Here is a 14,110-nt window from a genome sequence, read left to right on the forward strand (position 1 = left end):
AACAGCTACGGTGAGAACAAATGAGACAAAATATTCAGCTTCAACCCGAATACCATTCTGCTTTTTTAGACAGTGCGCTGTCGGAATATTTCCGTCACGCAGGCGATCGTTTTGCTGAAGAGTCCGCTGTTTTTTCTACTGCAGTACGCTGTGTTCTGGCCTCCGAAGGGCATCTCTCCAACAAAGCGATCATACTCTGGCTCATTCAGACGCTGGAATCGACCAACGACGTTGTCCAGGCGGATGTTATTCGCAAGACCCTGGAAATTGTCGTGGGCTACACCATGGACGACCTGTAATATCACGGCCACTCATCCTGCTCTCGTGTCATCGTCAAAACTGACGAATGTTCTGACGATGACACGCGCCTTCCCCGCTTAACCCCCTGTAAAACCAGCAAAGCCAACCTGGCACGGTTCCTGCTTACTTCCGATTACGGGGCTGGGTTTTCCAGCCAACTTTGCTTCATTTCTTAACAGGTCTGTTATTGATGAAAAAGATCGCCAGCGTCTGCCCCTACTGCGGTGCAGGCTGTAAATTAAACCTTGTCGTTGAAAATAACCGTATTATCCGTGCCGAAGCGGCAGAGGGCGTCACAAACCAGGGCACCCTGTGTCTGAAAGGCTTTTACGGCTGGGATTTCCTCAACGATACCCGTCTCCTCACCCCACGCCTGACCCAACCGATGATCCGCTACCACAAAGGAGAGGCATTTACTCCCGTCACCTGGGAAGAGGCAATCCGCTATACCGCCCACAAACTCAGCAGCATTAAAGAGCAGTACGGCCCACGGTCGATCATGACCACCGGCTCCTCCCGTGGTACCGGGAATGAAACCAACTATGTGATGCAGAAATTTGCCCGTGCTGTGCTGAACACCAACAACGTCGACTGCTGTGCACGCGTCTGTCACGGTCCTTCCGTTGCCGGCTTACAGGAAACGTTGGGCAACGGGGCAATGAGTAACTCCATCAACGACATCGAAAATTCAAAATGTCTGCTGGTTTTTGGCTACAACTGCGCAGACTCTCACCCTATCGTCGCCAGACGTGTGCTGAAGGCCCGGGAAAACGGTGCAAAAATCATCGTCTGCGATCCGCGTCGCATTGAAACGGCGCGCATTGCCGATCAGCATCTGCAACTGAAAAACGGCAGTAACATGGCGCTGGTGAACGCCTTTGGTTATGTGCTGCTGGAAGAAGAACTCTATGACAAAAACTACGTTGCGCGTTTTACAGAAGGACTTGAGGCCTATCGTCAGACGGTAAAAGACTACGCACCAGAGAATGTCGAACATCTTACCGGCATTCCCGCCCGCGATGTTCGACAGGCGATGCGCACTTTTGCGGCGGCACCGTCAGCCACCGTGATGTGGGGCATGGGTGTAACGCAGTTTGGTCAGGCTGTCGATGTGGTCAAAGGACTTTCCAGCCTGGCGCTGCTGACCGGCAACCTTGGACGACCTGCCGTCGGCGTTGGCCCTGTACGCGGCCAAAATAATGTACAGGGCGCCTGCGATATGGGGGTTCTACCCAATATGTTCCCGGGTTACCAGGACGTCACGGACCCGGCAATCAGGCAGAAGTTCGCTGATGCGTGGGGGATTGACGTCAACAAAATGGACGATCGTGTCGGAACACGCATAACTGAAGTGCCACACCTGGCACTGGAAGGTAAGGTCAAAGCCTATTACATCATGGGGGAAGATCCGCTTCAGACCGAGGCCGATCTCGGCCTGGTTCGCAGCGGTTTTGAAGCCCTCGACTTTGTGGTGGTTCAGGACATCTTTATGACCAAAACAGCGGAAGTGGCGGATGTTCTTCTCCCCGCCACCTCCTGGGGCGAACACGGCGGCGTATTTACCTGTGCCGACCGGGGGTTCCAGCGTTTTGGCAAAGCCATCGAGGCCAGCGGCAACGTGAAGCGCGACTGGGAGATCATCAGCCTTCTCGCAAGCGAAATGGGCTACCCGATGCATTACGAGTCTAACCAGCAGATCTGGGACGAGATGCGCGAGCTGTGCCCGCTGTTCTTCGGCGTGACGTATGAAAAAATGGGCGAGATGGGCCATGTGCAGTGGCCGTGCCCGACGCTGGATCATCCGGGAACCCCGTACCTGTACAAAGGCAATCAGTTCGACACCGCATCCGGTAAAGGGAAGCTCTTTGCCGCCCCGTGGCGCGCGCCGGCGGAAACCCCGGATGCGGATTTCCCGCTGGTGCTCTGTACGGTACGCGAGGTGGGGCACTACTCCTGCCGCTCCATGACCGGGAACTGCGCCGCGCTGCAAAGCCTGGCCGACGAGCCTGGCCGCGTGCAAATGAACCCTGCCGATGCAGCTAAGCTGGGCATTACAGACGGGCAACTGGTCTGGGTGCGTTCGCGTCGTGGTAAAGTGATTACCCACGCCAGCATTAGCGAGCGTATCAACGCCGGGGCGGTCTATATGACCTATCAGTGGTGGATTGGGGCCTGTAACGAACTGACGCAGGACAACCTCGATCCCATCTCCAAAACGCCGGAGACGAAATACTGCGCGGTGCAGCTGGAGGCGATTGAGGATCAGCGCTGGGCGGAGGATTTTGCGGCTTCATCTTACCAGACGATGAAAACGCGGTTGATAAACGCAGTGAATGTCTGATAATGAATGAGGCTCGCAACAGCGAGCCTCGTTTCCCTTACCCAATCATCAGCAGGCAAGACAGGTCGTCCCCGTCATTTATTTTATCAATCGCATGATCCTGGCGGGCATCAATGATTTGATTATGCCGCGTCTTCTCCGAAAAGCTGGCGATGGTTCTCATCATCACTTATCGACTCATCTCTCCATGCATTGATTTCACGCTCAGGAATACCTTGATATAGAAAAATTCGAGAACAATGCGATAAAACTGGCGCATGATAGTCGCAGTATTTTCCCAGGAAAGTAGCTATGGTAAACCTTGTAAAGATGGAAGTTGCGCAAAACATGGGGCTCTGACAAACATGAACTTTCACAGACGTTTTGCCACTGCTGGTTTATTAAAGGCCGCAATCGCGGCCCTTTCATTTACATACACTCAATGGACGTGAACGCCCAACCGCCAGGCAAAGTAGATCTCTTCTTTCAGTTCATTCGAAGAGAGCGCCAGCAAATCTGCAAATTCCAGCTCAAGCTGTTTCAGCTTTTTCAGGTACTGCGCCGGAGACAGGTTGCTCTTATCGCGACGTAAATATTCAATTGCCAGCTGTGTTGGGGTTATTTCAGTATCCATGATGTCCTCGCTTATGTACAAAACCTGACCACTATATCACAACACAGTGGCTAACTTTTGACCAAAGGCAAAACATCTGAAAACTTTACACAACCGCCGTCGTGAGCCGCGACGAGCAGCACAAACGATCCTGCTCATCGAGAATGTCAATTTGCCACACCTGATGGCGACTTCCGGCGTGCAGCGCGCGGCAAACACCGCGCACACGACCGCTACGCACCGAGCGAATATGGTTAGCATTCACCTCCAGCCCGACGACCTTCTGCTCCCCTTCGGTACAGAGATACCCTGCCACCGAGCCCAGCGTTTCAGCCAGCACGACAGACGCTCCGCCGTGCAATAAACCAAACGGCTGATGAGTACGGTGATCGACAGGCATTGTAGCCTCAATCTCATCGTCACCGATGCGGGTGAACTGGATATCCAGCAGTCCCACCATATTCCCCTCGCCCATGGCGTTGAGCGCCTGCAGCGTTACAGCACGTTTCCAGATCATCCAATTATCTCCAGTAAAGCCTGCAATGGGTGACGTACCCCGTTACCTTCTACCCGTTTCACCTGACTACGACAGGAGTAGCCTGTCGCCAGACAGCGGTTTCGCGGCAAACGCTGCATCGCCTGATGCCAGGACAACTCGTAGATACCGAGCGAGTTCGCGTGATTTTTCACTTCGTGTCCGTAGGTTCCGGCCATGCCGCAGCAGCCCACATTGACGCTCTCCAGCTTCGCGCCGAAGCGGGCAAAGACAGAGGCCCACTGGGCAGGGGCACCCGGCAGCGCGGTGACTTCCGTGCAGTGACCGAACAGATACCACGGTTCACCGCTGACATCCTGAACAGCCTTATCCTCCAGGGCCATCGGCAGCCACTCGTGCACCAGCATGACGTGGAAATCACCACGTTTATCGCCCAGCGTCTGCTTGTATTCATCGCGATAGCAAAGCACCAGCGCCGGATCGACGCCAACCATCGGTATACCCAGTTGCGCCACACGGTTTAAGAAATCAGAAGTTTTCTGCGCGGTCTTCGCAAAGCGCGTCAGGAAGCCTTTTATGTGCTGCGCCTTACCATTCGGAGAGAACGGCAGAACCACTGGCTGATAACCCAGCTTCTCTGACAAGCGGATGAAATCCGCGACCACTTGCGCATCGTAGTAACTGGTGAACGGATCCTGCACCACCAGCACCACATTCGCTTTTTGCTCAGGGGTTAACGCCTCAAGCTGTTCAAGGGTCATGTTCGCTGAGCGGTGCCCGACAAGCTGTCGTTGCAGCGACGGTACCGACAGCAGCGGCAGATCGACCATTCCGATATGTTTTTCGGAGAGCTTGCGCACCAGTGGTTGGTTAATAAAGAAGTTAAAGGTCTTTGGCGCACGCGCCATCAGCGGCGCATAACTTTCAACTGTCGCCACCAGATGGTCACGTACCGGACGCAGGTATCGGGTGTGATAAAGCTGCAGAAAACGCGAACGGAACTCCGGCACATCGATCTTAATCGGGCATTGGGTTGAGCAGGCTTTGCAGGCCAGACAGCCAGACATCGCCTCTTTCACCTCATGGGAGAAATCATACTCGCCTTTATTTGCATGCCAGCTATTCCGTGTGCGCTCAATCAGCGAACGCAGGCTGGCGCGTTTTTCCGGTAGCTCCTGCTCAAGCTTGAGCGGATCCACTCCTCGGTCGGCCAGCAGACGCAGCCATTCGCGCACCAGCGTTGCACGCCCTTTCGGAGAATGGATACGGTTACTGGTGATTTTCATCGACGGACACATTGGGCTTTTCACATCAAAGTTAAAGCACAGGCCGTTGCCGTTGCACTCCATCGCGCCGCGCCATGAGGAGCGTACCGCGATAGGGATCTGTCGGTCATAGGTGCCGCGTTTAACGGCATCCACCCGCAGCATCGGCGCATCCACACCTTCAGGCGGACAGATTTTCCCCGGGTTGAGACGGTTATCCGGGTCAAACGCCGCTTTAACTTTGCGCAACTCCGCATAGAGCTGCTCGCCGAAAAATGCCGGACTGTATTCAGCGCGGAAGCCTTTACCGTGCTCGCCCCACAGCAGGCCGCCATATTTCGCGGTTAACGCAACGACGTCATCGGAGATCTGTTTCATCAGGATCTCCTGCTGCGGGTCGCACATATCCAGCGCCGGACGCACGTGCAACACCCCGGCGTCGACGTGGCCAAACATGCCATAGCTCAGGCCGTGGCTGTCCAGCAGGGCACGAAACTCAACGATATAATCCGCCAGATGCTCAGGCGGAACGCAGGTATCTTCGGCAAACGGAATGGGCTTGGCCGCCCCTTTCGCGTTGCCAAGTAGCCCCACGGCTTTTTTCCGCATCGCGTAGATACGTTCAATGCCGGCCACATCGTTACAGAGCTGCCAGCCAATCACCCCACCTTCACCCTGCGCAATAAGTTCATCCAGCCGCTGACAGAGCGTCGTCACCTGGTTTTCAATAAGCGCCGCGTCATCGCCGGCAAATTCAACGATATTAAGGCCAAGCATTTCTTTATCTGGCACATCGGTAATCAGCTCACTGACGGAGTGCCAGACGATGTCTTCCCGGGCCAGGTTCAATACTTTGGAGTCGACGGTTTCAACCGACAGCGCTTGCGCTTCAACCATAAAAGGTGCATTACGCAGCGCAGAGTCGAAAGAGTCATATTTGACGTTCACCAGGCGACGCACCTTTGGCAACCGGGTGATATCCAGCCGTGCTTCGGTAATAAACGCCAGCGTTCCCTCAGAGCCGGTCAGTATGCTGGTTAAATCGAACCGGGTCAGATCATCGTTAAACACATGACGCAGATCGTACCCGGTCAGAAAACGGTTCAGTTTGGGGAATTTGTCGAGGATCAGCTGACGGTTTTCGCGGCAGCGCTCCAGCACGGTACGATAGATCCGTCCGCTGGCGGTGTTATCTTTACCCAGGGTTTCCGCCAGTGCAACCGGCATCGGCTGCGTATCAAGAATATCACCGCCCAGCAGAACGGCACGCACACCCAGCACGTGATCGGAGGTTTTACCGTACACCAGCGAGCCCTGACCGGAGGCATCCGTGTTGATCATCCCGCCGAGGGTCGCGCGGTTGCTGGTGGAGAGCTCAGGGGCAAAAAAGTAGCCGTAAGGCTTGAGATACTGATTCAACTGATCTTTGATAACGCCCGCCTCGACCCGCACCCATCCCTCTTCAGGGTTGATCTCAATAATGCGGTTCATATAGCGAGACATATCAACAATGATGCCCTGGTTCAGCGCCTGGCCATTGGTTCCGGTGCCACCGCCACGTGGGGTAAAGACCAGAGAAGCAAACCGCTCCTGCGTTGCCAGCCGGGCGATAAGCGCGACATCGGCCGTTGAACGAGGGAAAACAACGGCATCGGGAAGAAGCTGGTAGATACTGTTATCAGTCGCCATCGTCAGCCTGTCGGCATAATTCGTGGCGGTATCACCTGTAAAACCCTGTTGCTCCAGTGCCTGCAAAAAATTAAGCACCAGCTGAACGACGCCAGGTGCCTGAGAAATCTGTGGGATCATGACTGTCGACCCTAATTAGAGTAATTTGAAATCGTTTGCGTTGTGTCTGGAAAGTTTTATCACATTTTTTTCTTATGTGCTTCGTAGAATTACGGGCAAAATCCGCCTGTCAAAAATCGCCGAGATCACTAATGATTAGAGAGACGCGGTTTTCCGTTCCCGCCAGCCACGCTGGTGTTCATTAAAGGAAGTTTCAAATATGGTCAATCTTCGCCAGCCCAGGGATGTTGCGCAAATCTTGTTGTCGGTGCTGTTCCTGGCTCTCATGATTATTGCGTGTCTGTGGATTGTTCAACCCTTTATTCTCGGCTTCGCCTGGGCTGCGACCGTTGTCGTTGCCACGTGGCCTTTACTGTTGCGTTTGCAGAAGCTGCTGTTTGGCCGCCGCGGGTTAGCGGTGCTGGTTATGACACTCTTGTTGTTCCTGCTGTTTATTATTCCCATTGCTTTACTGGTGAATAGCCTGGTGGATTCCAGTGGTCCGATAATTCGAGCCATTACCAGTGGTGAGCTGACGCTACCGGATCTCGCCTGGCTAAACAGTATTCCAGTGGTGGGTGCCAAACTCTATAGCGGCTGGCATAGCCTGCTGGAGATGGGCGGCAGCGCGTTGATGGCGAAAGTGCGTCCTTATATTGGTACCACCACCACCTGGTTTGTGGGACAGGCGGCGCATATTGGTCGCTTTATGATGCACTGTACCCTGATGCTGGTCTTCAGTGCCCTGCTCTACTGGCGTGGTGAGCAAGTTGCTTTGGGTGTTCGTCATTTTGCTACCCGTCTGGCGGGCAAACGGGGTGACGCAGCGGTACTGCTGGCTGCACAGGCTGTGCGCGCGGTTGCGCTTGGCGTTGTGGTAACGGCGCTGGTGCAGGCGATACTGGGCGGTATCGGTCTGGCAATTTCCGGTGTGCCGTACGCCACCGTCTTTACCGTTGTGATGTTGATGACCTGTCTTGCGCAACTGGGACCGTTGCTGGTGCTGATACCCAGCATCATCTGGCTTTACTGGACAGGTGATACCACGTGGGGAACGGTTCTGCTGGTGTGGAGCTGCGTGGTTGGTACGATGGACAACGTCATTCGTCCAATACTCATCCGCATGGGTGCTGACCTGCCGCTGATCCTGATCCTCTCAGGCGTTATTGGTGGATTGATTGCCTTTGGCATGATTGGCCTGTTTATTGGCCCGGTGCTTCTCGCCGTGACATGGCGTCTGTTCTCCGCCTGGGTGCATGAAGTGCCGCCACCGGGTACTGACCCGGACCTCATCCTGAATGAGCTGGAAGAGCTGGAAGATAAGAACAGTCAGTAACCGCAGTGCCGGGTAAGATATGCTTACCCGGCCCCTTAATACTTAAGTAATACTTAACTATTTATTCATTGAGCACTGGTCAGACCCACCTTCCCTGCACTAAATCTGCTGCTAACCTCAAGAAATCTTTACGTCTCTTTAACTATTGAGACGAATCTGATCGACGCTAAATAACACAATGCCTAGTATTAGCACACGGTTATAAATCAACACCTTGGTTTATAAGCATGGAAATCCCCTGAGTGAAACAACGAATTGCTGTGTGTAGTCTTTGCCCATCTCCCACGATGGGCTTTTTTTTTCGCTTAAAAACAGTGAGTTACAAAGTACGGTGAAATTTAAGTGTACTACTGGTGCGCTAAACGTGTAATTAGCAGTAAATGCTACCCCCTGTACGCCTCTTAAAATTCCCCTAAAAATCAGAAGGTTGTTTTTGTGTATTACCCTTTTAAAAATTGTTCCATCCCGTGTAATCCGCTACACTATCGCCCCCGTTTTACTTCCCGTTTAGCGGGGCTATTTGCCGCAATTCCGGTAAAGCCTTTGCCGCTCATTGGTAGGGGCTTTTCTTTCCTCTCAGTGATATTTCTCCTTTATTCATTCATTATCTAAATAATTGATCCTGCTAATCATGGTGCTAACATAACCCTTTTCAATGGAGGGTTAAAAATGGCTATACCTGTTTATTTATGGCTGATTGATGATGCAGGAAATCAAGTAAAAGGGTCTGTAGATGTTCACGGTAGGGAAGGTTCTATAGAGATTGTAGAGTTAATGCATAACGTAGAACTACCTACTGATAACTTAACAGGGAAAATCACTTCTAAGAGACTGCACGGAGACTATTTTTTAATTAAAGAAGTAGACAGTTCATCTCCTTACATCTATCAAGGTGTTTCATCTGGTAAGCGGTTTAAGCAAGCTATATTAAAATTCTATCGCATTAATCATAACGGACAAGAGGAAGAGTATTTTAGGGTGACGTTAGATAATGTCAGAATCAATGAAGTAGAGCCTTTCATGTTTGATATTAAAAATCCTACATATGAAAAGCATAACCATCTTGAAGCATTCTATTTAGCTTATGAAAAAATCACATGGCACTATTTAGATGGTAATATTATTCATTCTGACTCTTGGAATGGTAACAAGGAGGTAGCGTAATGACTTGGGTATATAAAGTAAGTGCTCATAGTTTTTATCTTAACGGTACATACCAGTTTGATGCAATGTATGCAGGTAAACCGGGTTTTAAGAATGATTCAGCTAATGAGTGTGTAAAGGATAAAGGCCCACTTCCTAGAGGCACTTATACTATTGGACCGGCCTTCTATCACAAGAGGACAAAAGCCTACACTATGAGGCTGACACCTTATCCAGAAAATCAAATGTGCGGGCGTGATGGTTTTCTGATTCACGGCAACAGTGGAGCACATCCTTCAAGTGCCTCAAATGGTTGCATTATATTAGGTTTAAAGGGGCGTATCACGATCAATAAAAGCACAGATAAGATACTGGTAGTTGAGGATTAATATGAAGAGATTATTATTTCTACTATTTAATATTCCTGTTATATCTTATGCACAATCGGGGTGTGAATTACCTAATGCAGCGATGGAATCATCCTTATTTGATGCACTTTCTAAAGATTTAAAAATTGACACTTCAACTGTAGACGAGATGAAAGCAAAAGTAAAAATCCTCGATGTTACACCTATATCTAGATTCTATGCAGAGGAGTTAGCAAAGATAGATTATGAAGAGGATAAGGCCAGAAATAACAATAAACCGCTATTAGATGAAAAGTCATATTTTGACAGCTTCTATGATAACGATGTTAAATCTATAACTGCAAAATATACATATACAAACAAAGCAGGGAAGAAGTCTGTTTTCATTGCCACAAGCCTTATGAATAAAGATGAATGCTCTATAAGGTTCAACGGGTACATTACTCTTTCAAGAGAGTTTTAAACATAAAAGCCCCATCAGGGGCTTGTTCTAACATTCTTTCCTTCAGGAACAAAGGTAACCGATCTGATCCCGATTGATTAACACACCGCAATGCCTTCATTTGCGCGCTTAACCTGACAGCTACTGAGCATCCGCCACTCCGCAGACAGCACCCGCGTTTCACCTGTCACATTAACCGTCACCACCTCGCGGATATCCGTCGACGATGCGCCAATCTGCAACTCAAACTCACCCGGCTCAACAATGCGTTTTCCGTCCCGACGGGTGAAGTTGAACATCTCAACTGGCAGCATAAAGGTGAGCGTGGCGGTTTCGCCCGGCGAGAGCGTGACGCGCTGGAATGCCTTTAGCTCCTGAAGTGGCCGTACCTGCGTGGCAACCTTATCCCTGACGTAAACCTGCACCACCTCGCTGCCACTGCGTTCTCCGGTATTGGTAATATCCACACTCAGCGTCACCTCACCGTCAACCGGCACGCTGGATGCCACCACTTTCGCCGTTCCCCAGTTAAACTGCGTCCAGCCAAGGCCGAAACCAAACGGATAACGAGATCCGAAATGGAACGCAAACGGCGTACCGCCACTTTTGAGCTTGTGATTGTAGTAATACGGCATTGCCCCGGCACTTTTCGGCACGCTCACTACCAGACGCCCTTGCGGTTCCGCACGCCCTGTCAGTACGTCCGCAATCGCCCAGCCCCCTTCCTGCCCTGGAGCCCAGGCCATAATGAGTGCCGCTACTTTGTCTTCCAGTCCCTGCAGGTTGTATGGCCGCCCTCCGGTCATCACGACAATCACCGGTTTGCCGTTGGCTACCAGCGCCTCCAGAAGTTGCTGCTGCACACCCGGCAGATTCAGAGAATCGGTATCAGACCCTTCCCCTACCGTGCCGCTCTGGAACAATCCGGCGAGGTCGCCAACGCAAGCCACTACAACATCACTCTCTTGCGCAGCGTTAACAGCCTCGGGGATCAAATCAGTACATTGAGAAACCGGCGACTGCTGCATCGGTTTGCCGCCGCTGTCGCCCGGGAAGACCGGCGCGCCCGCCATCCGTTTTTCGATAATGTGACACCCTTTGGCGTAGCGGACCTGTGAGGCACCAAGATAATGCTCCAGCGCCGCACGCGGGGTCGTGACCTGCGAGGTCTCTTCTACCATATCGCTGATGATCAAATGCACCGGGAAACTGTAGCCGCTGAGCAGCGCGAGCGGGTCGTCCGCCGTCGGCCCCACCACCGCCACGCGGGGTTTACCCCCGAGCGGTAAAATGCCGTTGTTTTCCAGCAGCGTGAGCGATTTCGTCGCCACTTCCCGAGCGGCCTGGCGGGCCTTATCGTTTTGCAGATCGATACCATTTTCATCCGCGTACGGGTTTTCAAACAGGCCAAGGCGGAATTTTTCCGTCAGCGTACGCGCCACAATCTCATCGACCTTCGCCATAGAGATCAGCCCGCGCTCTACCGCTTCCGCCAGATGCCGCGCGCAGTCATCTTTCGGCAGCTCAACGTCCAGCCCGGCGTTGAACGCCAGCGCAGCGGATTCGGCCGCGTCGTGGGAAATCCCGTGGTGCTGGTGCAGCAGGCTGACGCCGCCGTAGTCCGCGACAATAATCCCGTCGAACCCCCACTGCTCGCGCAGGACGGTGGTCAGCAGGAAGCTGTCGCTGTGCCCCGGCTGGTTATCAATATCGTGGTACGCGGGCATAACCGAACCGGCGTTTGCCAGCTTGACCGCCATTTCAAACGGCAGCAGGAAGGTGTCGTTCAGCTCGCTGAATCCGAGGTGGACCGGCGCATGGTTGCGCGCGCCTTCGCTGAACGAGTGACCCACGTAATGTTTCAGGGTCGCCAGCAGATCGCGTTTATCGCCCTGTAAGCCCTTCACGTAGGCGGTGGCCATCACCCCCACCAGCCACGGATCTTCACCAAAGGTCTCTTCGGTACGCCCCCAGCGGACATCGCGAGAGACATCCAGCACCGGCGCCAGCCCCTGCTGACAGCCAACGGACCGCGCCTCTTTACCGATCTGCTCTGCCGCGCGCTGTACCAGTTCAGGATCCCAGGTAGAGCCGTAGTTCAGCGACGACGGGAACAGCGTAGCGTCTTTGCACAGCAGCCCCACCAGGCACTCTTCATGGAACAGCGCCGGTATGCCGAGACGCGTCTCCTCCATCATCATGCGCTGCAGGCGGTTAGCGGCACGCACCCCAGTTTTCGCGTCGACGATATGGGTACCCAGTGGACGGGTGATCTGCCCGACGCCAAGCTTTAGCCGTTCACTGAGCGAAGCCTGCTCGCTCACCCCGGAGAATTCGTCACTCAGATCGCTGCGCTCACGATGGTTACCGTTTTCATCGAGGATCAGCCAGTACGCATGCATCTGGGCAAACTTCTCTTCCGGGGTCATACGTGCCAGTAAGTCGGCGACGCGCTCGTGCACGGGACGTCCAGCGTCCTTATAGATAGCTGTCATGTTTTACTCCTGTAGTGCGGAAGGGGTTGCCGGGCTGAGTTGCCCCGTGTCAGGTCTCACCTCACGTTTGCTGGCCAGCTCCCGGGCAATGGAATCCACCAGCCGGCTGTTAAGTTTGTAGATAGCAAGCAGCGCGACCATGCAGAGGAACAACGCGCAAGGGATAAGGGTGAACAGTGCATTAATGGTAGAGAGAACATGCGGTGCCTGAGTTGCCTGTCCCGGGGCGTAATCCACCATACCAAGGACCCAGCCGACGACCGCCCCACCCAGCGCCAGGCCAAATTTGATGGCAAACAGCGCGGTGGAAAAAACCAGCCCGTCCAGGCGACGACCGCTGCGGTGCTCTTCGTAGTCGACCACATCGGAGAACATGGTCCACTGGAGCGGTGTGGTGAGGTTTTGCACAAAGCTAAAGACAATATTGAGGCCAAAGATCAGCCAGACCTGCGAAGGGGGAAGGAAGAAAATCAGCGCGCCGAAGATGACGAAGGAAATAATGGTCCACTGGTAGGCCCGGACGCGGTCAAATTTGCCCAGCAACCGTTCGGATAATAATGCGCCGCTTAAGGAGGCCACCATTCCGGAAACAATAAAGGCAAAAACCAGCTCCGGACGCAACAGCACATAGTTGACGTAATACATGGTGGCGGAACCGCGCGTCACCACCGCCGTTAACAGCAAAATATTAAACACGAACACAATACGCCACTGGCTGTTTCCGGCCAGCAGTTTTAAATCGGTGAGCATGGAGCCGGAGGTATCATTGCGCGGAGAATAACGCTCGCGAGTCATCAGGAAGCAGCAGAAGAACAGGACAATCCCGAGTAGTCCCATCAGGCTCATGGCATAGAAATAGCCTTTCTGCACGTTGCCCTGTCCTAACAATGAGACCAGCGGCAGGGCAATAACCGTAACAATCAACCCACCGATAAACGACAGGCCAAAGCGCCATGACTGCAGAGAGTGACGCTCGCGCGGATCCAGCGTCAGCGCGCCGGGCATGGCGCAGTAAGGTACGTTAATCGCGGAATAAATCAGGCTTAAGATCGCGTAGGTCACGCAGGCATACGCAATTTTCGCCGTAGGTCCCACGTCCGGAACATAGAAGGTGATGAGGCAGCTCACGCCAAACGGAATGGCGAACCACAGCAACCAGGGACGGAAACGGCCATGACGCGTTTGCGTACGGTCGACCAGTGCACCAATGCACGGGTCGACAAACGCATCGACCACGCGTACCACTAAAAACATGGTGCCCATAATCGCGGCGGGCAACCCAAAAACGTCCGTATAGAAATAAGCAAGAAATAACGTAGCCGTTTGCCAGACCAGCGCGCTGGCCATATCACCTAAGCCGTAACCTATTTTATCTTTGGTACGCAATACAGAGGAAAGTGTCATTGTTATTTGCCTTTTTATCAGGTTAAAACGTATTTCAACCAGTTGCGCATCATCGGTAGGGAAATGCGCAGTAAGGCTCAAGTATTAGCAACGGTTTGCGCGCTAACAATTGTCTAAATTAACAGACAAATTATGATATT

At 52.9% G+C, this 14,110-nt stretch carries 12 protein-coding genes and 1 other RNA gene; 7 read left to right on the plus strand and 6 right to left on the minus strand.

What is annotated here, in order from left to right:
- The first annotated feature begins 20 nt into the window (after positions 1-20).
- Positions 21-299: a biofilm/acid-resistance regulator YmgB/AriR gene (locus tag JGF26_RS00645; RefSeq protein WP_028017255.1), complete on the plus strand. Its 279-nt coding sequence runs from the start codon at positions 21-23 to the stop codon at positions 297-299.
- 191 nt (positions 300-490) lie between these two features.
- Complete coding sequence (fdhF, locus tag JGF26_RS00650) at positions 491-2,641, plus strand: formate dehydrogenase subunit alpha (RefSeq protein ID WP_134707580.1); 2,151 nt, start codon at positions 491-493, stop codon at positions 2,639-2,641.
- A 37-nt stretch (positions 2,642-2,678) separates the two neighbouring features.
- On the opposite strand, the gene JGF26_RS22480 is transcribed toward fdhF, so the two are convergent.
- The 4 genes from JGF26_RS22480 to JGF26_RS00670 all read right to left on the minus strand — a co-directional run bounded on the left by JGF26_RS22480 (position 2,679) and on the right by JGF26_RS00670 (position 6,803).
- On the minus strand, positions 2,679-2,810 hold the full coding sequence (locus JGF26_RS22480) for a hypothetical protein (protein WP_275042258.1): 132 nt from the start codon (positions 2,808-2,810) through the stop codon (positions 2,679-2,681).
- Between the two features lie 249 nt (positions 2,811-3,059).
- On the minus strand, positions 3,060-3,254 hold the full coding sequence (locus JGF26_RS00660; protein ID WP_010430192.1) for a YdiH family protein: 195 nt from the start codon (positions 3,252-3,254) through the stop codon (positions 3,060-3,062).
- 85 nt (positions 3,255-3,339) lie between these two features.
- Positions 3,340-3,750 carry a 1,4-dihydroxy-2-naphthoyl-CoA hydrolase gene (gene menI / locus JGF26_RS00665; RefSeq protein WP_028017253.1) on the minus strand — a complete coding sequence of 137 codons (411 nt, stop codon included), beginning with the start codon at positions 3,748-3,750 and terminating at the stop codon, positions 3,340-3,342.
- Positions 3,747-6,803, minus strand: a complete 3,057-nt coding sequence (locus tag JGF26_RS00670) for an FAD-binding and (Fe-S)-binding domain-containing protein (protein ID WP_134707579.1) — start codon at positions 6,801-6,803, stop codon at positions 3,747-3,749. Before JGF26_RS00670 ends, menI begins: the two co-directional genes overlap by 4 nt.
- A 199-nt stretch (positions 6,804-7,002) precedes the next feature.
- On the opposite strand from JGF26_RS00670, the gene ydiK reads away from it, so the two are divergent.
- The 5 genes from ydiK to JGF26_RS00695 all read left to right on the plus strand — a co-directional run bounded on the left by ydiK (position 7,003) and on the right by JGF26_RS00695 (position 10,092).
- Positions 7,003-8,118, plus strand: coding sequence for an AI-2E family transporter YdiK (ydiK, locus tag JGF26_RS00675; RefSeq protein WP_049006386.1), 1,116 nt, complete (start codon positions 7,003-7,005; stop codon positions 8,116-8,118).
- Between the two features lie 195 nt (positions 8,119-8,313).
- Positions 8,314-8,421: antisense sRNA RprA (gene rprA / locus JGF26_RS00680), an RNA gene on the plus strand.
- 366 nt (positions 8,422-8,787) lie between these two features.
- Entirely contained in the window at positions 8,788-9,282 is a 495-nt protein-coding gene (gene tssD, locus JGF26_RS00685; RefSeq protein WP_049006387.1) for a type VI secretion system tube protein TssD, read from the plus strand.
- Entirely contained in the window at positions 9,282-9,650 is a 369-nt protein-coding gene (locus JGF26_RS00690) for a tlde1 domain-containing protein (RefSeq protein WP_049006388.1), read from the plus strand. Before tssD ends, JGF26_RS00690 begins: the two co-directional genes overlap by 1 nt.
- Before the next feature lies 1 nt (position 9,651).
- Complete coding sequence (locus JGF26_RS00695) at positions 9,652-10,092, plus strand: Shiga toxin A subunit (RefSeq protein ID WP_108090139.1); 441 nt, start codon at positions 9,652-9,654, stop codon at positions 10,090-10,092.
- A 77-nt stretch (positions 10,093-10,169) separates the two neighbouring features.
- Here the strand turns inward: JGF26_RS00695 and JGF26_RS00700 are convergent, their stop codons facing one another.
- Positions 10,170-12,566 carry a glycoside hydrolase family 3 N-terminal domain-containing protein gene (locus tag JGF26_RS00700; RefSeq protein ID WP_134707578.1) on the minus strand — a complete coding sequence of 799 codons (2,397 nt, stop codon included), beginning with the start codon at positions 12,564-12,566 and terminating at the stop codon, positions 10,170-10,172.
- A 3-nt stretch (positions 12,567-12,569) separates the two neighbouring features.
- Positions 12,570-13,970: an MFS transporter gene (locus JGF26_RS00705; protein WP_028017246.1), complete on the minus strand. Its 1,401-nt coding sequence runs from the start codon at positions 13,968-13,970 to the stop codon at positions 12,570-12,572.
- Positions 13,971-14,110: the final 140 nt, after the last annotated feature.

Origin of the sequence: Enterobacter sp. E1 (assembly GCF_016809815.1) — a bacterium.
GTDB lineage: Bacteria > Pseudomonadota > Gammaproteobacteria > Enterobacterales > Enterobacteriaceae > Enterobacter > Enterobacter adelaidei.